This window comes from Schwartzia succinivorans DSM 10502, from assembly GCF_900129225.1.
GTDB classification, from domain to species: domain Bacteria; phylum Bacillota; class Negativicutes; order Selenomonadales; family Selenomonadaceae; genus Schwartzia; species Schwartzia succinivorans.
In genome coordinates this window covers 1-22,954 of record NZ_FQUG01000003.1, presented here as the reverse complement: position 1 = coordinate 22,954, position 22,954 = coordinate 1, and the positions used below count along the sequence as shown (strand labels likewise).

At 48.1% G+C, this 22,954-nt stretch carries 23 protein-coding genes and 1 other annotated feature; of the genes, 1 reads left to right on the top strand and 22 read right to left on the bottom strand.

What is annotated here, in order from left to right:
* Window positions 1-7: 7 nt before the first annotated feature.
* The 9 genes from BUA83_RS02985 to ispE all read right to left on the bottom strand — a co-directional run bounded on the left by BUA83_RS02985 (window position 8) and on the right by ispE (window position 8,933).
* Complete coding sequence (locus tag BUA83_RS02985) at window positions 8-268, bottom strand: hypothetical protein (RefSeq protein ID WP_072934729.1); 261 nt, start codon at window positions 266-268, stop codon at window positions 8-10.
* A 178-nt stretch (window positions 269-446) separates the two neighbouring features.
* Window positions 447-1,265: an amino acid ABC transporter substrate-binding protein gene (locus tag BUA83_RS02980; RefSeq protein WP_072934728.1), complete on the bottom strand. Its 819-nt coding sequence runs from the start codon at window positions 1,263-1,265 to the stop codon at window positions 447-449.
* Between the two features lie 18 nt (window positions 1,266-1,283).
* Window positions 1,284-2,117: a histidine racemase CntK family protein gene (locus tag BUA83_RS02975; RefSeq protein ID WP_072934727.1), complete on the bottom strand. Its 834-nt coding sequence runs from the start codon at window positions 2,115-2,117 to the stop codon at window positions 1,284-1,286.
* A gap of 132 nt (window positions 2,118-2,249) precedes the next feature.
* On the bottom strand, window positions 2,250-3,764 hold the full coding sequence (locus BUA83_RS02970; RefSeq protein ID WP_072934726.1) for a Na+/H+ antiporter NhaC family protein: 1,515 nt from the start codon (window positions 3,762-3,764) through the stop codon (window positions 2,250-2,252).
* Between the two features lie 197 nt (window positions 3,765-3,961).
* Window positions 3,962-4,714 carry an N-acetylmuramoyl-L-alanine amidase gene (locus BUA83_RS02965; protein WP_072934725.1) on the bottom strand — a complete coding sequence of 251 codons (753 nt, stop codon included), beginning with the start codon at window positions 4,712-4,714 and terminating at the stop codon, window positions 3,962-3,964.
* 70 nt (window positions 4,715-4,784) lie between these two features.
* Window positions 4,785-5,729 (bottom strand): ribose-phosphate diphosphokinase, encoded by a 945-nt coding sequence (locus BUA83_RS02960; protein WP_072934724.1) that lies wholly within the window; start codon window positions 5,727-5,729, stop codon window positions 4,785-4,787.
* 186 nt (window positions 5,730-5,915) lie between these two features.
* Complete coding sequence (gene glmU, locus BUA83_RS02955) at window positions 5,916-7,283, bottom strand: bifunctional UDP-N-acetylglucosamine diphosphorylase/glucosamine-1-phosphate N-acetyltransferase GlmU (RefSeq protein WP_072934723.1); 1,368 nt, start codon at window positions 7,281-7,283, stop codon at window positions 5,916-5,918.
* Window positions 7,284-7,315: 32 nt separating this feature from the next.
* Window positions 7,316-8,014: a GntR family transcriptional regulator gene (locus BUA83_RS02950; RefSeq protein WP_072934722.1), complete on the bottom strand. Its 699-nt coding sequence runs from the start codon at window positions 8,012-8,014 to the stop codon at window positions 7,316-7,318.
* 49 nt (window positions 8,015-8,063) lie between these two features.
* Window positions 8,064-8,933, bottom strand: coding sequence for a 4-(cytidine 5'-diphospho)-2-C-methyl-D-erythritol kinase (ispE, locus tag BUA83_RS02945; protein WP_072934721.1), 870 nt, complete (start codon window positions 8,931-8,933; stop codon window positions 8,064-8,066).
* Between the two features lie 245 nt (window positions 8,934-9,178).
* On the opposite strand from ispE, the gene BUA83_RS02940 reads away from it, so the two are divergent.
* Complete coding sequence (locus BUA83_RS02940) at window positions 9,179-11,047, top strand: HAD family hydrolase (protein WP_072934720.1); 1,869 nt, start codon at window positions 9,179-9,181, stop codon at window positions 11,045-11,047.
* A 63-nt stretch (window positions 11,048-11,110) separates the two neighbouring features.
* Here the strand turns inward: BUA83_RS02940 and folB are convergent, their stop codons facing one another.
* The 13 genes from folB to BUA83_RS02875 all read right to left on the bottom strand — a co-directional run.
* Entirely contained in the window at window positions 11,111-11,482 is a 372-nt protein-coding gene (folB, locus tag BUA83_RS02935) for a dihydroneopterin aldolase (RefSeq protein ID WP_234988225.1), read from the bottom strand.
* A gap of 291 nt (window positions 11,483-11,773) precedes the next feature.
* Window positions 11,774-13,435 (bottom strand): biosynthetic-type acetolactate synthase large subunit, encoded by a 1,662-nt coding sequence (ilvB, locus tag BUA83_RS02930; RefSeq protein WP_072934719.1) that lies wholly within the window; start codon window positions 13,433-13,435, stop codon window positions 11,774-11,776.
* 30 nt (window positions 13,436-13,465) lie between these two features.
* The gene (gene leuB, locus BUA83_RS02925) at window positions 13,466-14,533 is read right to left on the bottom strand and encodes a 3-isopropylmalate dehydrogenase (RefSeq protein ID WP_072934718.1); all 1,068 of its coding nucleotides are present in this window, start codon (window positions 14,531-14,533) and stop codon (window positions 13,466-13,468) included.
* Window positions 14,534-14,583: 50 nt separating this feature from the next.
* The gene (locus BUA83_RS02920; protein WP_072934717.1) at window positions 14,584-15,072 is read right to left on the bottom strand and encodes a 3-isopropylmalate dehydratase small subunit; all 489 of its coding nucleotides are present in this window, start codon (window positions 15,070-15,072) and stop codon (window positions 14,584-14,586) included.
* A gap of 2 nt (window positions 15,073-15,074) precedes the next feature.
* Window positions 15,075-16,334: a 3-isopropylmalate dehydratase large subunit gene (leuC, locus tag BUA83_RS02915; protein ID WP_072934716.1), complete on the bottom strand. Its 1,260-nt coding sequence runs from the start codon at window positions 16,332-16,334 to the stop codon at window positions 15,075-15,077.
* 92 nt (window positions 16,335-16,426) lie between these two features.
* On the bottom strand, window positions 16,427-17,443 hold the full coding sequence (gene ilvC, locus BUA83_RS02910; RefSeq protein WP_072934715.1) for a ketol-acid reductoisomerase: 1,017 nt from the start codon (window positions 17,441-17,443) through the stop codon (window positions 16,427-16,429).
* On the bottom strand, window positions 17,424-17,954 hold the full coding sequence (gene ilvN, locus BUA83_RS02905) for an acetolactate synthase small subunit (RefSeq protein ID WP_072934714.1): 531 nt from the start codon (window positions 17,952-17,954) through the stop codon (window positions 17,424-17,426). Before ilvN ends, ilvC begins: the two co-directional genes overlap by 20 nt.
* Before the next feature lie 92 nt (window positions 17,955-18,046).
* Window positions 18,047-18,254 (bottom strand) — a binding site (T-box leader).
* Between the two features lie 260 nt (window positions 18,255-18,514).
* Window positions 18,515-19,252, bottom strand: coding sequence for a DNA repair protein RecO (recO, locus tag BUA83_RS02900; RefSeq protein WP_072934713.1), 738 nt, complete (start codon window positions 19,250-19,252; stop codon window positions 18,515-18,517).
* An 83-nt stretch (window positions 19,253-19,335) separates the two neighbouring features.
* Window positions 19,336-20,229, bottom strand: a complete 894-nt coding sequence (era, locus tag BUA83_RS02895; protein WP_072934712.1) for a GTPase Era — start codon at window positions 20,227-20,229, stop codon at window positions 19,336-19,338.
* Window positions 20,230-20,245: 16 nt separating this feature from the next.
* Window positions 20,246-20,710 carry an rRNA maturation RNase YbeY gene (ybeY, locus tag BUA83_RS02890; protein ID WP_072934711.1) on the bottom strand — a complete coding sequence of 155 codons (465 nt, stop codon included), beginning with the start codon at window positions 20,708-20,710 and terminating at the stop codon, window positions 20,246-20,248.
* A 3-nt stretch (window positions 20,711-20,713) separates the two neighbouring features.
* Window positions 20,714-21,709 (bottom strand): PhoH family protein, encoded by a 996-nt coding sequence (locus BUA83_RS02885; RefSeq protein WP_072934710.1) that lies wholly within the window; start codon window positions 21,707-21,709, stop codon window positions 20,714-20,716.
* A gap of 225 nt (window positions 21,710-21,934) precedes the next feature.
* Window positions 21,935-22,552: an alpha/beta hydrolase gene (locus BUA83_RS12795; protein ID WP_234988224.1), complete on the bottom strand. Its 618-nt coding sequence runs from the start codon at window positions 22,550-22,552 to the stop codon at window positions 21,935-21,937.
* 228 nt (window positions 22,553-22,780) lie between these two features.
* Window positions 22,781-22,954 (bottom strand): transposase (locus BUA83_RS02875; protein ID WP_200795947.1); only part of this gene is annotated, 174 nt, incomplete at its 5' end.

Genomic DNA, 22,954 nt, shown 5'->3' with positions numbered 1-22,954 from the left:
TTTTCCCTCACTGCTCCTGACGAATAATATCTGCAATGCCATAAGTAAGTACATGCGAACCGTTCTCATCCTTCATCATTTCCAGCTGGTCAACCGAATACCCGCTGGCATTGAAAATCAACATAAGCTCATCACGCGCTGCCCGCGCAGCTTTCTGTGCTGCTCTGAGCTTTAATCCGCTATGACCTGTTATACGAAGCATATTAAGTTCATTTTCTGTCATAAGACACGCAATGCCTTTTTCGTTGATTTCCTCGATAAAATTCATCGTAAATTCTCCTTTATCAAATCATCACGCACAATTTTTGCGACAGTGCGCTAGTTTTTATTATAACGCATTAGTTCCGGTTTTACCACGGGCAAACCCTCCTCATAGATACCAATATCATTAAAAATGCCACAAGAAAAAGGCCGCCGGTATCTCCGACGGCCCTGATGCTCTCATCTTATTTCTTATCTATCTTTGTGATATCGGCTCCGAACCATTTTTCGGAGATTTTTGCCATTGTACCATCCTTGCGCATTTCGTCAAGCGCCTTCTGAACTTTGTCGCGAAGCTCCTTGTCGTCCTTGCGGAAGCCTACACCAAACTGAGCGGACGGTCCAACCGTAACATCAATTGCCTCAAGCTTGTTCGGGTGCTTCTGCATATAGTAGCGTCCGATAATTTCATCGCAGACAACCGCATCAATACGGCCGTTCTCAAGATCCATGAAAGCAGACATGTAGTCCGCGTATTTCTTGAATTCCTTGAACTTACCTGTGACCTCGGGTTTCCCGTCCAGATAGTCTTCAATAGTACCGCCGCCGCTCTGTGTTGCGACAACCTTCCCTGCCAATGTTGCCTCGTCCTTGATGTCCTGATTCTTTCCTGCTGCACGGAAAATGATGAAGCGGTTGTTCATATACGGATCACTGAACAGAATATTTTCCTTGCGCTTCGGTGTAATATCGAGTCCATTCCAAAGCATGTCTACACGTCCGCTCTTGAGCTCTGCCTCTTTGCTTGCCCAGTCAATCGGCTTGAACTCTACCTGTCCGCCGATACGCTTCGCAGCTTCCGTTGCAAGGTCAATATCAAAGCCTACAATCTTGTTATTGGAATCAACAAATCCCATCGGCGGGAAATTGTCATCAAGACCGAGAATAATTTTCTTGCCTCCGTCCTTTTTCTCAGGTGCAGCCGCCTTCTGCTCTCCGCCGCAACCTGCCAGCATTCCGACAGCAAGCGCGAGCATCATACAAATTGCCAATATCCTTTTCATTAAAACCCCTCCATTAATTTATTCTTCCCGTCCGGCAGCCAAGGAATCATCAACCCAAATACTGCCTTCACAGGGAAAATACACATCTGCCGATATCCTCGGCACATCATCTGAAACATCTACAAGCAGAACACCTTTGCTTGGCTGAAGAATTTCAAGCTTCTTTGCTTCATTCCTCCCCTTCATCCAAAGTCCCAGAGCAAGACTTCCTGTCCCGCATGCCTGCTCAAACACACGACTGGCCTCTGAAGGAACACACACATATGGACGGATAGAATACTTCGCGCCACCTCTGCGCGTGTAGACAATTACGCCAAAGGCTTCACTCCTGCAGACTTTTATGATTTCATCCATCACTGCGTCATATATCTCCTGAGAAAGGATGTCTTCCTCTATGCAGAAATGCGCTATGCCAGGAAGTTCCACCAGTCCGCCTGAAAAATGCCTGCCGTTCACATCAAGGCTGAAAGGACTTACCTTCGCTTCCTTCGGCATTTCAGAGGAAACCTCATAATGACCGCCGCTGCATTTATTCACCACACATGAAAGCGGCTTCGAAGCTCCTGAGCATTCAACAAAGAACTGTCTGCCAATCTCTGCTTTGCCTCTGTTAACAGCCAATGCACCAAGAGCAAGCGTCGCGTTTCCGCAGAACTCACTTCCTGCCATTTCAAGCCGCAGAACCGAATCAGGATTCTCAGGCTTTACCAGAAAGCCTGCCTGTTCTGCCGCAAGATAATCCGCATCCATTGACAGCTTTCCGAATGCAGCATATTTCGTCTTCGGAATATCACCTTCCATAAACGCTGTCGTGTTGCGGCATGTACTTGCTTTCACGAAGTGCAGCTGCATTAATCCTTTCCTCCATTAAAGTGTTAATATGGTCATTATACACATTATTACAGCACATTGCAAGCAGAAAATTAAACACCTTTACACACAAAAAAGCGTGCCGCATAAGCAGCACGCCTAAAATCATTTTATTTATTTGTCATCTTTTTCAACCACAGGCAGCTTTGTGTAAATCCCAGCACATACAGCAGCCATGCAAATGAGTCCTGCGCCGAGTCCAGCCCAGCCGTTCTGTGTAATTCCATCGACAATATAACCGACAAAGCTGCAGGCAGCAACAAGCAGCACATACGGGAGCTGCGTATTGACATGCTCAATGTGATTGCACTGCGCTCCGGCAGATGCAAGAATTGTCGTATCTGAAATCGGAGACGCATGGTCGCCTGCAACCGCGCCTGAGAGAATAGAAGCGACCGCAAGAACAAGGCCCTGATAGTTTTCAACGCCCACTACGGCAACTGCAATCGGAATCAAAATACCGAAGGTGCCCCAGGAGGTTCCTGTTGCAAATGCCAAAAACATGGCAACTACAAAAAAGATTGCCGGAAGGAAAATACCGAGGGAAGCATTTGCGTTTACTATTCCGCCAACATATCCTCCAAGATTCAGATATTTATCGCTTACAATTCCGGACATTGTCCACGCAAGACAGAGAATAAATATAGCCGGAACCATAGCCTTGAATCCGATTCCAAAGCACTCACAGAAGTGGTTGAAGGAAATAACCCTGCGAGGCAGATAAAGAAGTGCCATGAAAACAAATGCTATAAACGAGCCGAGTACAAGAGACTTGGAAGAATCGCAGTCCGCAAAGGCATCAGCTATACCCTTTCCTTCCATAATTCCACCTGTATAGAGCATCCCAAAAACACATGCAGCAATAAGTACGAAAATCGGGAGCATAAGGTCAGCAATAGTTCCCTTGCCGACTTTTTTTGACTCTTTTACGTCATCATCACCGCTGTACTCGTCAGCAGCAGAGGATGTTCTTTCTTCACGCACAACAGCCGCCATAGCTCCAAAGTCACGCCCGGTCCATGCAATGAACACCATAAACACCATGGCAAGAATCGCATAGAGATTGATAGGAATCGTCTGCAAAAAGAGACCGAAACCGTCAATCGTACTTCCCTCAGGCAGGGAAGAACCTACCGCCGCAGCCCAGCTTGATACAGGTGCCAGAATACATACAGGTGCAGCTGTCGCATCAATTATATATGCCAGCTTTGCACCGGAAACCTTGAATTTATCAGTAATCGGACGCATAACCGTACCGACTGTCAGACAGTTGAAATAATCATCAATGAAAATCACAAGTCCGAGCAGTGCCGTAAGAAGAAGCGAGCTTCTTTTACCCTTTATGTGCTTTGCAGCCCAGGAGCCGTACGCAGCCGTAGCACCTGAACGCGTAATCGCCGCAACGATAATACCAAGGATAACGAGGAAAACGAGGATATTGACATTCTTGCCGACCTTTTCCTCCATGACGGCGAACATTGTCAAAATCGTCTGCAATACATTGAAGTCCGTGTAAAGCATTGCTCCGGAAAAAATTCCAATCAGGAGCGACATATACACTTCCTTTGTTGCCAACGCCAACACGATAGTCAGCATCGGCGGAAACACAGCCCATACGGTTTCTGCCATAATATAACCCTGCCTTTAGTAAAAGATATAAATACAGCTGAAAAAGCTAGAGTGTATTATAACGCATTTATTCCAGTTTTGCTAGAGGCAAAACTTCATCTGCAAGCGTTTCAACCAGGCGGGAGATATGCGCTCACCGCCCGGTTATACCATAAATCTCATATAACGTCAGCAAATATCTTGTATACTAAAACTGTTTATCTTCCGTTACGACGGTTTGTGGGCAGAGAATTTCTGCGATTCACCGGACGCTCGGTTATTTTATTCCCAATCGTTCCTGCCTCCACCGTTTCTGTCTGTCCGAGGCGCTGGCTCACCCTGCTGCGGATTTCCGGAAGAAGAATATACAAATTCCACCCGGGACACGCTGTTGCATTCAGGTCCTCATGACCTACAATAGAATACCTATTTGCCGGAAGATGAAAAATGCGGCACAGAGAAGTCAAAAGGTCCGTCAGGGATTCAATCTGCTCATCAGTCGGTACCTCCCAGTCAAAATTTCCTGTTAAATTTATCCCTACAGTGTGACTGTTATGCCCGTAAGCATGTGCCCCTTCTGCCAGAAGCGGACGTCCTCTTTCGATTGTCCCATCCTTATGAATTACATAATGATAACCGATGCCCAGCCAGCCGTTTCCGATATGCGCCATGTGAATCGTACCGGAAGAAACCTCTCCCGAAGGCACACCAACATGATGTATTACTATTGCATCAGTCCAGGAACGAGGCAGAAGCGGCCCGTCAAAAACATATTGTGTCTCCTCTATATCGAGTCCCTCGTCTATTGACTCAGGCCAAAACTGACTCCATGCTTCCGTCTTTGGCTTCTGTGGAGGTTTCTGATGTGCCGCTGCGCCATGAAGTCTTGCCTGTGCCTCAGGCATAAAGGATACAAGGCAGGCAGCGATAAGCGCAAAAAAACAGCCAATGAAGCAGAACCACTTCTTCATATTTTTCTTCCTTCCGAAAATAACGAAACTGCCGTCGGCATACGGCCGACGGCAGTGAATAAACTATAGCTTACTTAAAAAGCTGGCTCACCGAACGATGGGACTGGATGCGGACAATTACATCGCCGATTGTATCTGCAAGCGAGCGGACAACAATCTTATCAGACTGCTTATCCGGCGGAAGCGGAATCGTATCCGTGATGACAAGCTTTTCGATATTGGAATTGTTGATGCGCTTTACAGCCGGATCGCTGAGGATAGCATGAGAGCAGCATGCATAGACTGACTTTGCGCCAAATTTCTGAAGGGCCTTCGCACCCTCGCAGAGAGAACCTGCGGTATCGACGATATCGTCAATCATGATGCAGGATTTGCCCTTTACATCTCCGATAAGGTTCATGACCTCAGCCTTGCCAGGCTCAGGACGGCGTTTTTCAATAATTGCAATGGAGGTATGCAGACGGTCTGCAAGAATACGTGCCCGTGTTACACCGCCAAGGTCAGGAGAAACAACAATAGGATCCTCAAGCTTTGCTTCCTCAAAGAACTCTGCGAGAGTCGGGGCAGCAGCCAGATGGTCTACCGGAATATCAAAGAATCCCTGAATCTGACCTGCATGAAGGTCAACCGTTACAACACGGTCAACACCTGCCGTCTCCATAAGGTTAGCAACGAGCTTCGCAGAGATAGGCTCACGGCCGCGTGTCTTGCGGTCCTGACGCGCATAAGCATAATACGGAACAACTGCCGTAACACTGTGTGCAGACGCACGCTTGCAGGCATCAACCATAATAAGAAGCTCCATGAGATTATCATTGACCGGCTGACTTGTCGGCTGAATGATAAATATGTCACGACCACGAACACTCTCGCCAATCATGACCTGTGTTTCGCCGTTGTTGAACCGGCTGACCAATGCATCGCACAGTTTAACGCCGATGTGGTTAGCAATATCCTCTGCAAGCTTAGGATTTGCGCTTCCTGTCAGGATGCAAAGATCTTTCATTTCTGCCATTTTGTAAAAAACCTCCATAAATCTCAAAAAAAATTTTTGAATACAAAATTCTTAACGCATTATTATTATAGACCGAACGGTTCTTTTCCGCCAGTACTATTTAAGAAAATTATTTTTGAACGAAAAACCATAAATGTCCAAACGACGTGTTTTCACATAAAAACGATAAAACGGAGCAGGAAAAAATTATTCTTTTCTCTTGTCGTTCCAATGCGGAATATTTACCTGACGTGCTCTTGCCACTGCCAGCTGGTCTTCCGGTACTTCCTTTGTAATCGTGGAGCCTGCGCCTACGTATGCGCCGTTTCCGATTGTGACAGGAGCTACCAGATTGGAATTGCAGCCAACGAAGGCATTATCCCCAATAGTCGTACGGAACTTTTTCTTCCCATCATAATTAACAGTAATGGTTCCGCAGCCCATATTGACTCCCGAGCCCATATCACAGTCTCCTATGTATTGGAGATGCGGAAGCTTTGAACCCTCGCCGATGTTCGAATTTTTGACCTCAACAAAATTTCCGATTTTAACATTCGCGGAAATCTTCGTATTCGGGCGAAGATGTACATACGGCCCCATCGTGACTCCATCGCCTATCTCACACTCATGAGCATAGGTAAACTGAGCCGTCACATTATTTCCTATAAAAGTATCAGTGAAACGGCTTGACGGACCAAGCACGCAGTTTTCGCCGACCTTGGTCGTTCCTTCCAGCCATGTGCCCGGATAAATGATTGTATCCTTTCCAACCTCGACGCCTGCATCAACAAATGTCGAATCCGGATCCATGATTGTAACTCCGCTTTCCATCAGCAAAATATTTTTCCTGCGGCGCAGAATCTTTTCAGCACCGGCAAGCTGCACCCGTGAATTAACACCCAGCGTTTCCTCGTAGTCATCCGCGGCTACAGCCCAGATTTTCTCACCCTTCTCACGAAGGATTGAAAGAACATCCGGAAGATAGTACTCGCCCTGGGCGTTATCACATCCTACCTGCTTCAGCGCTTCAAACAAATCATCCTTCTCAAAGCAGTAAATACCGGAGTTAACCTCATTTACCCTGCGCTCCTCGTCAGTTGCATCCTTATGCTCCACGATTTTCGCGACAGTACCCTCCGGAGTGCGAATAATACGGCCGTAGCCTGTCGCATCAGGCATGACGGCAGTCAGAACCGTCGCCTTTGCGCCTGCATTCCTGTGCGCATCATAAAGCTTCTTTACAAGTGCCCCTGTCAAAAGCGGCGTATCTCCGCACAAAACCATGACAGTACCATGCTCATTATTCAAAAGCGGTTCTGCCTGCAGAACGGCATGACCTGTTCCAAGCTGCTCTGCCTGGACAACGACCTCTGCCTGATTTCCTACTGCTTTCTGTACCAGCTCTGCGCCAAATCCAACGACGACGATGTTGCGCTTTGCACCTGCCTCCTTTGCAGCATCAATTACATGCTGCACCATGGGCTTTCCCCCTGCCTTATGCAGCACCTTAGGCAGTGCTGACTTCATGCGGGTTCCCTTTCCTGCCGCAAGGATGACTGTAACTAAATCTGACATTCCTGTGTATTCCTCCAACTCTTTGGCTCTCGTCATTTATTTTTCTGTTCTTTTTTCTTGGCTGCGTCAATCGCCCGCAAAAGGGTCTGTTCGGATTTTTCCATGTGCTTTTCCGCAGCACGGCGCGCAGCCTTCACATCACCCTGGGCAATTGCCTCAACAATCTCACGGTGTTCCCCGAGAGTCTCCTTCAAACGGCCCGGAAACGACATGGATGTCGTACGGAAACGCGTGAGCTGCTCCCGAAGATTAGAAATAATACCAATCAGTCTCTGATTGCGGCTTGCCTGATATAAAAGGTCATGGAACTTCGTATCGACTTCGACGATTTTTTCCATATCGTTCTTCTCGATATCATTTCCGATTTCAACAAGCAAACGCTGGAGCTGCTCAAGCTCCTCATTAGTTATACGCTCCGCCGCAAGTCCGTTTGAGAGTGATTCAAGGGAGGTACGAATCTCAAAAACCTCGTTAATATCACGTATTGAAAGATTTGCGACATATGTACCGCGGCGCGGCATCATAATAACATATCCCTCAAGCTCCAGTTTTCTGATAGCCTCACGGACAGGTGTACGGCTGACACCGAGCTCCTCCGCGAGCTGAATCTCCATCAGGCGTTCCCCCGGCTTTAATACTCCGCGTCTTATCGCATCGCGCAGTGTCTCACACACAACCTCACGTAGCGGCTGATAGCTGTCCAGCCTTATAGGACCTAATTTCTGCTCCATATTCTTCCCCCACTCAAAACAACTTACTTTTTCAAACCTTCGAATATTGTCAGCATTCAATAATGCATGCTTTTCTCTTTACCGGAACTGCAAATACCTCAGATGCCAGACCTCTCAGTGCCGCAGCAGCCGATTCGGCTTCCACCTGCGATTTGAATATGCCGAATACCGCAGAACCGCTTCCGGTCATACGGCATGCCTGTGCACCATGCTTTTCCATCTGTGCAAGATAATCACCGATTACCGGATACTCTCTGACTGCGATTGGTTCCAGAACATTCCCGATATTTGAAAGCACCTTCTGCATATCGCCATCCTTCAGCGCCTGCTGCAGCCCATCAATATCCGGATGGACAACGTCCTTTTCATCGTCGAAGGCATTATACGCCCATGCAGTCGAAACGCTGACATCCGGCTTCGCAAGAACAACCCAGCAGGAAGGAAGCTCCGGAAGCTCTGTCAGACATTCGCCCCGGCCCTCCGCAAGCATAGTCCCTCCGATAACACAAAACGGCACATCCGAGCCAAGCTTCGCTGCCATTCTCATAAAGTCGTCCTGCGTCATACGCGTTCCGAAAAGCTTATCCATTCCCAAAAGGACCGCGGCCGCGTCAGCTGAACCTCCCGCAAGCCCTGCTCCCATGGGAATTTTCTTCTTCACAGCAATTGATACACCATGCTGCATGCTATGTTCATCCAAAAAAATGCGTGCAGCCTTATACGCCAGATTCGACTCATCCGCGGGCAGCTCCGGCGAATCAACCTCAAGTTCAATACCACAGGGCTTTGGTTCCATCCAAATCGTATCCGCAAGACCAATACTCTGCATCACGAGCTTTACCTCGTGATATCCGTCCTTGCGTTTACCGAGAACATCCAAGGCAAGATTGATTTTAGCATTCGCCGTCACTGTTATCATGTTACACACTTCCTTTTTATGGACTGAAAAAAATCATCACTGCTGTGAAATTCCTGACAAACGGCCAGCATCAGTATCATGAAAGAACAAACAATATGTCAATCAAAAAAGCGGTCCAAAGTCCCGCAATTTATACTGACACGTAATTCTCTCCTATAAATTTTAGTATTTTTTCCTTTCATTGACAACCCCCCTTAAATCGGTACATAATGAATCTGTATACTATATAAAGGAGATTTCACATCATGACACTGCATGATAGAAATGACTCACCGGAGAATCCGCGTGTAACAGCGCAGCGGCGCTCCGGGCTTGCCGGTGCAAGACTTGCGGCAGCCATTATTCTTACCGCAGGTCTCGGCCTCCATACAGCCGCAGTACTCTGCATTTCCTTCGGAGTACAGCTTATTCCCGAAGGAACCCCTTTTGCAAATGAATTTCCTTATCTGGGTGCCCTGCTCACCGGGTTTTTAATTCTTCTGAACCTCGACATATATCTTAGAGGTATCAGGCAGCTTTTACGCTCAGCCCCCGACATGGACTCCCTTATATCTGTAAGCACCCTTGGAGGCTTTGCGTACAGCTTATTCGTTCTCATGTCACAGACTGCATCAGCGCACTCGCTTTCGTTTTTTCCTGTTGTCGGCTTCACACTTGCCCTTACTGACTTAGGTCTTTATGCTGAAGCCCGTGCTGAGTTTGACATGCTTCAGGCACAGACAGCCCCGGTTAAAGCTGTATCCGATTCCACCGCGGGAAAAAATCAGTCCTCCTCAGAAAAAGGCTTTCACTTCGAGCCTCCTTCGAACGCAGCACCTGATAAACACACTGACGAGCCTGTTGAAAAACAAGTTCCTACTGAAGACGCACCAAAGGAATCAAAAATCCCGCAGCCCGAAGAAACGCTGCCTCCTGCCTCTACCGTCACAGGTATGGCAGCCGTAGCTGCTGTGCTCCTCGCTCTTGCAGGTGCCCTCGTTCTTTATTTCCTCGGCGCGCCTGTTTCTGATGTTCTTGCTGTTGCCTCGGGAATTTTAATCATAGCCTGCCCGGGTGCGATTGCACTCTGCCGTACTCTGCCGCAGTGCATCGCCGCAAATACGATTCTATCAAGCGGCATCCGTATCAACAGCCAGGATGCCATCCGTAAAGCATCAGAAATAAATACACTTGTCATCGGGCGCAGCATCCTCCTTGACCGCAAAAAAATACACATTACCGATTTTCTTGCCGAAGGACTTACTGATGCCACCTTCTTTTCCCTCGCGGCAACCGCAGAAGCTGATTCCTATCATCCTATTGCGTTGGCTATAAACGACCGTGCCCTGAGACTTCACGCGCGTATGCTGCGCTCATCTGCAAGAACAGAGGTGCCGGGCTGCGGAGTTGAAGCACTTGCCGGCGGAGCCTCTCTCAGAGTCGGGCGCGGGGACTGGATTCAAAAGCAGGGAGTCCGTATCAGCGCGGAGCTTCAAACACGGGCGGATCAGCTTGAAAGCAAAGGCAAAACGGTAGTATTTGTAAGCAGCAACCAGTTTGCCAAGGGACTCATCGCATTCGCAAACGAACCTCAGCCCGAAGTAAAAAAGATGATAAAAAAGCTTCAAAACGCGGGAATAGAACCGGTTCTCATGACAAGCGACAGCGCACGCACAGCGAAAGCACTGGCGCAGGAGCTTGGAATCACCGAATACAAGGCTGCCTGCCACCACAATGACCGTGCAAAGGAGATTCAGCTTCTTCAGGCGCAGGGAAAAAACGTCGCACTTTTGGACACACTCAAGCATGAAAACGATGCGGCCGCAGCCCAGTCAGATTATGTTATTGCCCCCGGCGGAACATCCGCCGAAGCCGCAAAATCTGCCCAAATAACACTTTCTCATCCGGGGCTTGCTCCTCTCGCGCCCTTCTTCACCCTTGGAAGAAAAGTTGAGAAGCTCACACGCCAAAACTATATCTGGGCCGCAATCGGAACAGTTCTTGCGCTTCCGGTGGCTTCAGGCATAGCTTACAGCTTCGGAGGCCCTGTACTTTCTCCGCCAATTGCGCTTCTCGCATCCATTCCGGGCTTCTTCGCATGTCTCATCAATGCCCTTCGTCTCATATACGATTGACAATAAGCATAAAAAAGCTCCGTATCCGCATAAATCTGCAGATACGGAGTTTCTTATTTTGATTTATTCACCCTGCTTGGATGTTACCTCGACCTCAACATAGTCAAGCGGGCCTGCGATAACAGCAGACGGCTTGCGAATAGTCGTCGTAACCTCAGCAACATGCGGGAATGTAGCCAACAGCTTTTTATTTATATTTGTTGCCGCAGTCTGCATGAGTGTGCAGCGCTCATTTTCAAAAATATCGCGGACCTTGCCGTACACGATAGCGCTGTCAACTCCATCCTCAGCCTTGTCCGTCTCAGCCGCCTTGTTGTCCTTCGTTACAAGCTCAATATCAAGGAAAAATTTCTGTCCCTGTTCACGCTCATACTCATAAATTCCATGGAATCCGTAACACATCATGTTTTTGATGCTGATTTTTGCCATTGCCATCGCCTTACCTTTCCTAATATTTTTCTATTTATAATTTATTCGCTGTTTATTAAAAAATTCCTGCAAAATTTTTTGAATCCTGAAATCTTTTTTCTTGCCCCGGAATATTTTTTCCTGTATCATGAAACGGAAGTATTGTAATTTTAGGCATCAGAGGCGATACAGTATGGGTGATATCTTTGTTGTATTCTTAACCCTTTTAATGATTGCATACACATTTTGGGATGAGCTGTTTGCAAAAAGATAATGCATAAACCAAAAATGGAGCTGTGATTTTCACAGCTCCATTTTTTATTTGAAATCTACAAACTCATTAATCCTTGCTCCGCCTTTTGTCATCGGCTCAACGAAGCTCCTGTGAATGTTCAGCACCAGAACGCGTGGCCCTTTCTCCTCCAGCGCGCGGTCAAATGCCTCCGCAAATTCATCAGGCGTTGATACTGCCTCTGCTTTAATTCCGAAGCTCTCGGCGTACTTCACGTAATCCATATCGTAATCAAACTCACAGGCCGTATAGCGTTCTTTATACATGACCTTCTGAAGCTGACGTATCATGCCAAGGCTCGTATTATTTACAATCAGCGATATGACAGGCAGATTGAACCGGGCAATGGTATAATATTCGCTTCCTGTCATCTTTATTCCGCCGTCTCCTGCCACATGAATAACACGTCTTTTATCTCCGAATGCCATCTGTGCTCCGACAGCCGCAGGAAGGCCAAAGCCCATAGTCCCCAGTCCTCCGGAGGTAATCCATGTACGCGGCTCTTCGATATGAAGATGAAGCGCCGACCACATCTGATGCTGGCCAACATCAGTAGTAAAAGCATACGCCTTTCCCGCCGTGCGGCCTGCTACATGATGAAGCGCCCATGGAAGTGTCAGCCGTTTAACGCTGTAATCGTAAGCGTATTCCTCACGCCAACCTCCGATTTTTTTCCACCACGCGTCAAGATTCGTCCGCGGTGAACGCTGCATCAAAATCTCTAGGATTGTTTTCATATCTCCCGCAAGTCCGATTGCACTGGCGATATTTTTATCAATCTCCGCAGGGTCTATGTCGATGTGGATAAATTTAGTATCTGTTGTATATTTGTCTATGCTTCCCGTCTGTCTGTCGGCAAAACGGCTTCCTATGGCAATAATCAAATCTGCTGCGGCAATAGCATTGTTCGCGGCCTTTTTCCCGTGCATTCCCGCAAAGCCGAGAAGCTGCGGATGGGAGCATGGTATAGCTCCGATTCCCATAAGTGTAGTGGCAACAGGAAAATGGAATTTCTCCACAAATGCCGCAAGCTCCTTCTCCGCTCCTGCCGAAATGACTCCACCGCCTGCGATTACAAGAGGACGCTTAGCCTGAAGCATTACCTCCTCTGCCTCAGCCGCGTATATAAGAAAATCCGCGTCAGGACGTGCTTTTTCCTTTTTTTCTTTCCTGAGCGGCGTATATTCCACATCCGCAAAGAAAACATTTCTCGGAATATCTATAAGTACCGGCCCCGGGCGGCCCTTTTTTGCCAGTTCAAAGGCCTCACGAATGGTTTCCACAAGAAGCTTCGGATTTTTGACCTTGTAATTATGCTTTGTAATCGGCATAGTCACGCCGACAATATCCGTTTCCTGAAACGCGTCGCGTCCAAGAAGAGTTGTATCGACCTGTCCTGTTATTGCTACCATAGGGATAGAATCCATAAACGCTGTAGCGATTCCGGTAACGAGGTTTGTGGCACCGGGGCCTGAGGTCGCCATGCAGACGCCGACCTTTCCGCTGGCACGTGCGTACCCGTCTGCCGCATGTGCCGCGCTCTGCTCATGGGTAGTGAGAATATTTTTGATACTCTTTTCGTCGTAAAGCGCATCATAAAGAGGAAGGATCATTCCTCCGGGATAGCCGAAAATCGTATCGACCCCTTGCTCTTTAAGACATTCGACGACAGCCTTTGCGCCCTTCATACGCCGGCCCTCCTCTCATTCCGATTCAAATCATACGCGTTCAACAATAACCTCTGTCATGAGGTCTGTATTTGCCTTTTTGAAGCCTTCCTTCCAAAGATCAGGTGTGCGGTATCCGTCAGCCAGCGCCTTGTCGCAGGCATCCTCTATTGCCTTTGCCGCAGCCTCCTCATGGAGGGAGTAGCGGAGCAGCATAGCCGCGGAAAGAATCGTCCCGATCGGGTTTGCAATTCCCTGCCCTGCAATATCCGGAGCGGAGCCATGAATAGGCTCGAAGAGACTGGTGCACTCGCCTATGCTTGCGCTTGGCATCATGCCTATGGAGCCTCCCAGGACTGCTGCCTCGTCACTAAGGATATCGCCGAAAAGGTTGCCTGTGCAGATTACATCGAACTGTGTCGGACGAAGTGCCAGCTGCATAGCGCAGTTATCAACATATAGATTGTCAAGCTCTACGTCAGGGTATCCCTTCGATACCTCTGCTACTGTGCGGCGCCAGAGCCTTGATGTAGCAAGGACGTTGGATTTATCAACAGATGTGACCTTGCCACGCCTCAGCTTTGCTGTTTCAAAGGCGAGCTTCGCAATGCGCTCTACCTCAGGAACGGAATAATTTTCAAGATCCCACGCGCGCTCATGCCCATCCTTCTGCTCCGACTCACAGCGGTCTCCGAAATAAATACCGCCAATAAGCTCACGAACTATTACCAGGTCTACACCTTTTACAACCTCCTGCTTCAGAGGAGAATACTCCACAAGTGTATCGGATACCTTGACAGGACGAAGGTTTGCATAGAGCCCAAGATGCTTTCTGAGACCGAGAATTGCCTTTTCAGGGCGAAGTGTCGGTTCTACATTATCCCATTTATCTCCGCCAACAGCGCCAAAAAGCACACCATCCGATGCCTTTGCCGCGTCAATGGTCTCCTGCGGAAGCGGTGTTCCGAACTTGTCATACGCCGTGCCGCCTGCATCATAATAATCATAGCTGAGTCCAAGTCCGAACTTCGCATCTGCCTTTTTCAGTACTTCAACTGCCGAATCCGTTATTTCTTTACCGATGCCATCGCCAGGGATGACCACGATTTTCTTTGCCATAGGTATTCTCCTTTGAACAGGCTGCAGAGGAAGCCCCTGCCCTGTCATTTTTATTTCTTGGATTTAATGTAATTTATAAGTCCGCCTGCGTTTGCTATATCCTGAACAAAGCCCGGAAGAGGATGAGCCTTGAAGGTATCGCCTGTTGTAAGATTTTCGATTGTCCCCTTTTCGGGGTCAACACGCAGTCTGTCATCTGCGTGGATTTTCTCTACGTCGTCTCCGATTTCAAGAAGCGGAAGACCGATATTTATTCCGTTGCGATAGAATATGCGTGCGAAGCTGGCAGCTATTATGACAGGTACACCCGACGCCTTGATTGCAATAGGCGCATGCTCACGGGACGAACCACAGCCGAAATTTTTTCCGCCCACCATGATATCGCCTTCCTGAACCTTTTCAGCAAAGGTCGTATCTATATCCACCATGCAGTGGGACGCAAGCTCCTTCGGGTCAAAGCTGTTAAGATAACGTGCCGGTATAATAACATCCGTATCTATATTGTCGCCGTAGCGCCATACCTTTCCTTCCAATGCCATACTTACTCAACCTCCTCCGGTGTTGCGATGCGTCCGAGAATAGCGCTTGCCGCCGCGACATGCGGACCAGCAAGATAAACCTCGCTGTCCACGTGGCCCATACGTCCGCGGAAATTACGGTTTGTCGTGGATACACAGCGCTCTCCTGCAGTCATGATTCCCATGTGTCCTCCCATGCACGGACCACAGGTAGGTGTGGATACCGCAGCACCGCTCTCGATAAAGGTTTTGAGATAACCTGCCTCAAGAGCCTCCATATAGACCTGCTGACTTCCGGGAATTACGATGCAGCGTACATCCTTATGTACCTTATGTCCCTTCATGATTTCAGCCGCAATCGCAAGATCCTCAAGGCGTCCGTTCGTACAGGAGCCGATAACCACCTGATGAATCTTTATTTCACCGATATCTTCAACGCGCTTTGTATTGCCCGGAAGATGAGGGAAAGCTACTACAGGCTTCAGCTCGGAAAGATTGATTTCCACCGTGCGTACATATTTTGCATCAGCGTCAGGAGCGACAGGCTCATAATCCTTCACGCGGCCCTCCACATATTCCTTTGTCTTTTCGTCGAATGGGAAGATACCGTTCTTGCCGCCTGCTTCAATCGCCATATTCGCAATCGTAAAGCGGTCAGTCATAGAAAGCTCGGCAACTCCCGGCCCAGCAAATTCAAGGGACTGATAAAGAGCGCCGTCAACACCAATCATGCCTATAAGTGTCAGAATGACATCCTTGCCATTGATATTTTTAGGCTTCTTTCCTGTCAGATTTACTTTTATGCTCTGAGGCACCTTGAACCATGCTTCACCTGTTGCAAGGGCAACCGCCAAATCTGTAGTACCTACACCCGTTGCAAATCCATTCACCGCACCGTAGGTACAGGTATGGGAATCCGCACCGATGGTAAGCTTTCCTGGCCCAACAAGTCCCTTCTCCGGCAGGATAACATGCTCTATACCTGCGTCGTGCCCAACCTCAAAGTAATTGACTATATTGTTTGCATTAGCGAAGTCACGCACTGCCTTCGTAAGACCTGCCGTCTTCATGTCCTTATTCGGGGTGAAGTGATCAGGAACAAGCGCTATTTTTGTGTTATCAAATACAGGCCGTCCGATTTTCTCAAATTCCTTTATGGCAGGCGGAGCCGTAATATCATTTGCCAGCACCATATCCAGCTTGCAGGTGATGAGCTGACCGGGTTCAACCGAGGCGAGTCCCGCGTGCTTTGCGAGAATCTTCTCCGTCATGTTCATTCCCATAGCTTTTTCCTCCTAATTAATGTTATGCCAGAAAAGGACTGTCACATAAATGCAACAGCCCTTCTCTCCTATTTTCCGGCGTTATGCTCAGCTTAGTCCTTGGAAAGATCCTCTGCGCCTCTGAGCCATGGCATCATGTTACGGAGCTCTTTACCGACCTTCTCAATCTGATGCTCGGAATGGAGCTGACGCTGCATCATGAAGTTAGCACGGCCTGCAGCTCTGTTCTCAAGCAGCCAGTTGCGTGCAAAGGTACCATCCTGAATTTCCTTGAGGACCTTTTTCATCTCTTTCTTTGTCTCTTCCGTTATGATACGCGGTCCTACCATGTAGTCGCCATATTCTGCCGTATCGGAGATAGACTGACGCATCTTCGTGAAGCCGCCCTCGTAGCAGAGGTCGATGATGAGCTTCATCTCATGGAAGCATTCGAAGTATGCCATTTCAGGCGGATAACCTGCTTCAACGAGAACCTCAAAGCCTGTCTGCATGAGCTGGCAGACACCGCCGCAAAGGACAGCCTGCTCACCGAAGAGGTCCTCCTCTGTCTCATCACGGAACGTAGTCTCAAGAACGCCTGCGCGTGTACCGCCCAGTCCCTTTGCATAAGCAAGAGCAAGGTCAAAGCACTTGCCTGTAGCATTCTGATACACCGCAAAGACATCAGGAACACCGCTGCCTTCCGTAAACGTACGGCGGACAAGATGACCCGGACCTTTAGGAGCAACCATGAAGACATCCACGTCTGCAGGAGGGATGATCTGCTTGAAATGTACATTGAAGCCGTGAGCGAAAGCAAGTGCGCTGCCCGGTTTGAGGTTCGGAGCAATTTCGTTCTTATACACATCAGCCTGCTTCTCATCCGGAATCAGGATCATCGTTACATCAGCTTTTTTAACAGCCTCTGCTACAGGAAGAACCGTAAGGCCGTGTGCCTCAGCGACAGGCTTTGATTTACTTCCCTCGTAAAGACCAACCACAACATTTACACCGCTGTCCTTAAGGTTCAGCGCATGGGCATGACCCTGGCTGCCATAGCCTATGATGGCAACAGTTTTATCCTTTATAACGTCCCAGCTTGCGTCCTGATCATAATAAGTTTTTGCCATAATACTCTCTCTCCTCACAATGTTCATAGATTGTATGCTCGCCGCGTTCAAGGCCTATAAGACCTGTACGTATAACTTCGAGAACCCCGTACGGTGAAAGAAGCTGAAGGAAAGCCGTCACCTTCTCGTCATCACCGGTAATCTCGAAAATCAAGGTAGTGGACTGTACATCAATAACGTGTGCCCGAAAAAGCTCCGCCATCTTCAGCACATCCAGACGGTTTTTGTCGTCTGCCCTGACCTTAATCATCGTCATACCGCGAAACACAGCCGCCCCGGCGTCCAGGCGCTGCACCGCAGTCACATCCGGCAGCTTTTCAAGCTGCTTGATCATCTGGTCTACGAGGGCTTCATCCCCCTGTACGACCACCGTGATCCTCGAAAATTCAGGCGATTGTGTCACACCGACCGACAAACTGTCGATGTTGAACTCCCGCCGGGAAAACATGCTTGCAACACGGACCAGCACACCGGGCTGATTCCGAACAAAAACGGACAATACATTCCGCATGACAAATCCCTCCATCATCTTGCAGCAGCGTACGGTGTGCCGCTCCTCTACCCGGGTAAAAAGAAAAGCCCCTGCTGCCGGAAAAATCCGACAGCAGGGGCGGAATGTCCGCGGTACCACCCTGCATTATACTCATGACCTGACAGGTCCTCATTAACGCTGAGATACGTTCGCGCCTCCGATAACTCATCGACGTGAAAGCTCCCGGGTGATCTCGGTCATCTCTTCCTGCCGTCTTTCACCAACCGACGGCTCTCTGTGTGGAGCTTAAAATGGCCTTATCCCGTTCATTGCTGCTTTTTGTTTGGTTTCGTCCGCATATGGAATGCGTCCGGTTGTAAACATGTGCTTATTATGTCACTCTCTGTATCATTTGTCAACACTTTTGAGCGAAAATAAGATTTATTTGTAACATTTTTATTTTTGTTCCTATTTTTTGTCCACTAAATCGTGACCATTTTTCTATGAAACAGGATTTTATCCAATCAGAAAAAACTTATGTCCTCGTATTGTATTTCATAAAAAAAATAGAGCCATGGAAAAAACATTTTCCACAGCTCCTAACCCAGTTGGGACAGAAATGTTACGGACTTTAAACGCTTGCCAAGAAGCTCATCAAGCGTGTACAAAAGAAGCTCCTCCGCTCCAAGAAGCTCCTCCTTTTTGACGTGAAAAGATGGCAGCGAAGCAAAATCAAGCTTTGAAATCATTTTCAAAAAATCCCGCACAGCATCAGGATATACTTTTGCCGTCGGTATCCCTTCCGCACAGTGAGGACAGAGTGCTCCGCCCTCTACCGCGTCAAAAAAAGCATTTCCATCTATATGAGTGCCGCAATGAGCGCATGTATCGTATGCAGGACCGACCCCTGAAAGTTCAAGCATCTGCCATCCGGCAATCAATGCGACAACACGCGGATTTCTTTCCCCGCAGACATCGAAAACACTCATAAGCCAATCGTATACCTGCTCCTGCGGCTCGCCCTCCGGCATCATTTCAAGAGTAAGCTCTGCAATGAAGGCGCCGTATGCCATTGCGTTCAAATCAGATGAAAGCATGGGAAAACGTTTCCTCACCGCTGCCTGTCTCACGGTATCGACACGTTCGCCTTCATTAAGCGTCACATCAAGCACCTGAAACATCTGCAGCGCGCCTGCCAGAGGACTCTTTGGGCGTCTGCAGCCAAAAGCCGATGCCCGAAGCTTTCCTTTTTCCCGCGAAAAAAGCTGTATTATTTTGTCTGCCTCTCCCCAATTTCTTGAACCAAGAACAAAAGCCTCTGTCTTGTACTGAGCCACGTCTTTTTCTCTCCTTTCACATAAGTATATCACAAAAAAGCACCCGCTCCTTCAGCTCATCAGGAACAGGTGCAAATTTAATCTTATTTTTCAAAGCCAAGGCTCTTTAATACAGCCTCGCGGTTTCTCCAGTCCTTGCTTACCTTAACCCAAAGGTCAAGATAAACCTTAGAACCCAAAAGAGCCTCTATATCATGGCGGGCAAGGCGGCCGATTTCTTTCAGCATAGCGCCCCTGCTTCCGATGATTATTCCCTTTTGAGAGTCACGTTCAACATATATCGTCGCACGGATATAAACATCACCTTTCGGGCGTGTCTTCATCTCGTCAACATCAACGGCAACAGCGTGAGGCACCTCATCCCTTGTAAGTCCGAGAACCTTTTCACGCACCAGCTCCGCCGCGATGAGTCTTTCAGGCTGATCCGTAACCATATCATCAGGATAATACTGCGGCCCGTCAGGAAGATATTTCTTTGTTTCCCCAAGAAGGTCATCAAGATTTATTTTTTCCCGCGCAGAAATAGGAACAACTCCCGCGAAATCGTAAAGCTTGCTGTATACGTCTATGGCAGGAAGCACAGCCTCCCGTTCAAGGGTATCAATCTTATTAACGACAAGAATAACAGGCTGCTTGGTTTTCGAAAGACGCTCGACGATATACCGCTCACCCGGTCCCGGCTTTTCTGCCGCGTCTACAACGAAAAGGACCGCATCAACCTCCTGCAGAGTTCCCTCTACCGCGCTTTCCATATACTCGCCCAGCTTTTTCATAGGCTTATGTACGCCGGGAGTATCAAGAAATACTACCTGCGCGTCAGGCTGCGTCAAAATACACAGAATACGATTACGCGTAGTCTGTGGTTTATCGGACATTATGGCAATCTTCTGCCCGATAAGACTGTTGATGAGTGTTGATTTTCCTACATTAGGCCGTCCAATGACAGCGATAAATCCCGATTTATGCTTTGCTTCCAAGTTATTTCTCCTTCATTTATTCTCTGGGAATCCCCAGTGCTTCCATCACAACACGCTGCTCATTTTCCATTTCAGCGCGTTCCTCTTCCTCCATGTGGTCATAGCCCAAAAGATGCAGCATACCGTGCACTGTCAAAAAGGCCATTTCACGACGGAGACTGTGCCCGTACTCAGCAGCCTGCTCCTTTGCTCTCTCCACAGAAATTATTATATCTCCAAGAACATGAACATCAGGGCCGCCCTCCACCTCAGGCTCCTCACTCTCGTCAAGGGCGAAGGAAATGACATCCGTCGGACGGTCTATCTTACGATATTCCTTATTCAAGGTATGAATATACTCATTGTCCGTCAGTGTGATGCTAACCTCTGCATCAGGAAGGTCATACAGCTCCCCAACCTTCCTTGCCGCTTCTTCAACAGTTGCTGCAATCTCCTCAGGAAAGCTCAGCTCCTCAGGATAATTGCTCATTATTACGTTCATGCTTTACTTCCTTTCATCATGCGTATGCTTTGAAGCCTTCTTTGCTTCGTATCTGTCATAGGCCGCAACTATACGCGATACAACCTCATGGCGTATTATATCCGTCCCGTCAAAAACAGATATTGCCACATCCCGAACCTCAGAAAGAGCCTCAACCGCCTCGCGAAGTCCGCTGGCAGTACCGTGCGGCAAGTCAATCTGACTCATATCACCGGTAACAACCATCTTTGAACCTATACCAAGACGTGTGAGAAACATCTTCATCTGTTTAGTTGTAGTATTCTGCGCCTCATCAAGAATAATAAATGCGTCCTCAAGAGTACGTCCGCGCATATAAGCAAGGGGCGCTATTTCTATAGTTCCCTTGGCAACGAGGCGCTGATATGTCTCCGTCCCGAAAATATCCTCAAGCGCATCATAAAGAGGGCGCAGATACGGATCAACCTTTTCCTGCATATCACCCGGCAGAAATCCAAGGCGCTCTCCTGCCTCTACTGCGGGGCGCGTAAGTATAATACGGCTTATCTGCTTATTTCTGAGAGCCGCTACCGCCATTACAACCGCCAGATATGTCTTTCCCGTTCCTGCAGGCCCCACACCGAAGGTCACAGCATGATGGCGTATTGCATCAAGATACTTCTGCTGTCCGACGGTCTTCGGACGCACCACACGCCCTTTCGCAGTAACCAGCACCGTCTCACGCATCATTGCGCGAAGGGCTTCCCCCTGCCCTTCCTTTGCCAATCCGATACTATATCGGACCTCATGCATTGTGACAGGCGAACCCTGACGGTACAGATTTTGAAGCTCACCAATAACAAGGGAGGCCGCACGCACCTCATCCTCATCTCCACGAATCCTGAGCTCATTTCCCCGGCTCACAAATCTGCACGCAAACGCCTCCATAAGCAGATGCAGAAATTCATCATGTCCGCCAAGGAGTGCATACGCCTCCTGCTGGTTATCAAACGCCACAGTAGCCTCAAAAAAATTCTGCAAAAAAGACCGTCCTCCCAACTATTCCGAAAAAATACTTCTATAACTCGGTAAAAGATGTCCCCCACTTCTGCAAGTGGGGGTTAGTAACAAATAATATGATAGAAGCATATATCTCCCACCTCGTTGAAATGCCGCAGAGGAAAGTTTGCCTATGGCAAACTTCGATTGAAGGCATTATAAATTTTACAGCACACGCGAAACAACGTCAACTTTCATACGATTAGCTCAGCCTTCGTGTGAATCTCCTTCGAAATTCTTCTGAATCCATCTGTCCAAAAATTCCATCTGCCCGTCAGTATGAAACCAATGCTCGCCATTTTCCATTACAGTAACAGATGCCCCGATATTCTCAGCAAATGCCCGAATCGTATCAACGGACTGCAGCTCATCCTTTGAACCATACAGTATAGCCGTCGGCGTCACCCATGACAAAGGATTACTCCTAACCCATGAAAGATACTCCCACGACAGCCTTTCTCCAAAGCTTGTCTCTATAGTTCCCTTTTCCATCAATTCAGCCTCGGAAATGCTGCACCACTTCATCATATCGGCAATAAGACTCTCCATGTTAACAATCGGAGAAATAAAATAAGCCTTTTCCATTCGCTTGTCACCTAACGCGCACATAGTAAAAAAAGCCCCGATGCTGTTTGCGATTATCACAATATCAGTGTATCCAGCGTCCAAGGAATCGAAAAAACCTCTGAATTCTTCCTTTGCCTCCCAGGGTGTTTCGGCCTTATAGTCGAAACCAATAACATCATACTCCGGAAAAAAGGACTTGTAGTGCTCCGCTTCCGCGGCATTGCCGTTCTTACCATGTACATAGACCAGTTTCTTCATAATGCTCAACCTTTTCCGAGTTATTCTTTCCTAAAGCTTACAGCAGGCAAAAACCATCGTCAACTTTGAGCAACTGTGGATAGCATAATCAAAACCACCCGTGAAACGGGTGGTTTGCTCAGGCCCTATAAGGGCCAATTACCTGTGGTAGCACCCTAAAGGGCGCATCGAAACAATCTGGCAATCACACTATTATCACTGGCAGCCCCCTACTCGGGGGCTTTTTTCTTAGCCTTTTTTCTCTCGCTTCCCCGTAAACGGGTCCACTGATTCAAATAAACTTAATTGATCATTTGCAATATCATCCTGCAATTGGTTCTGTATATATTCTTTAATCGCGTTTTCGTATTTACCAACTGTGTCAACATAATACCCACGACACCAAAAATGCCGATTTCCATA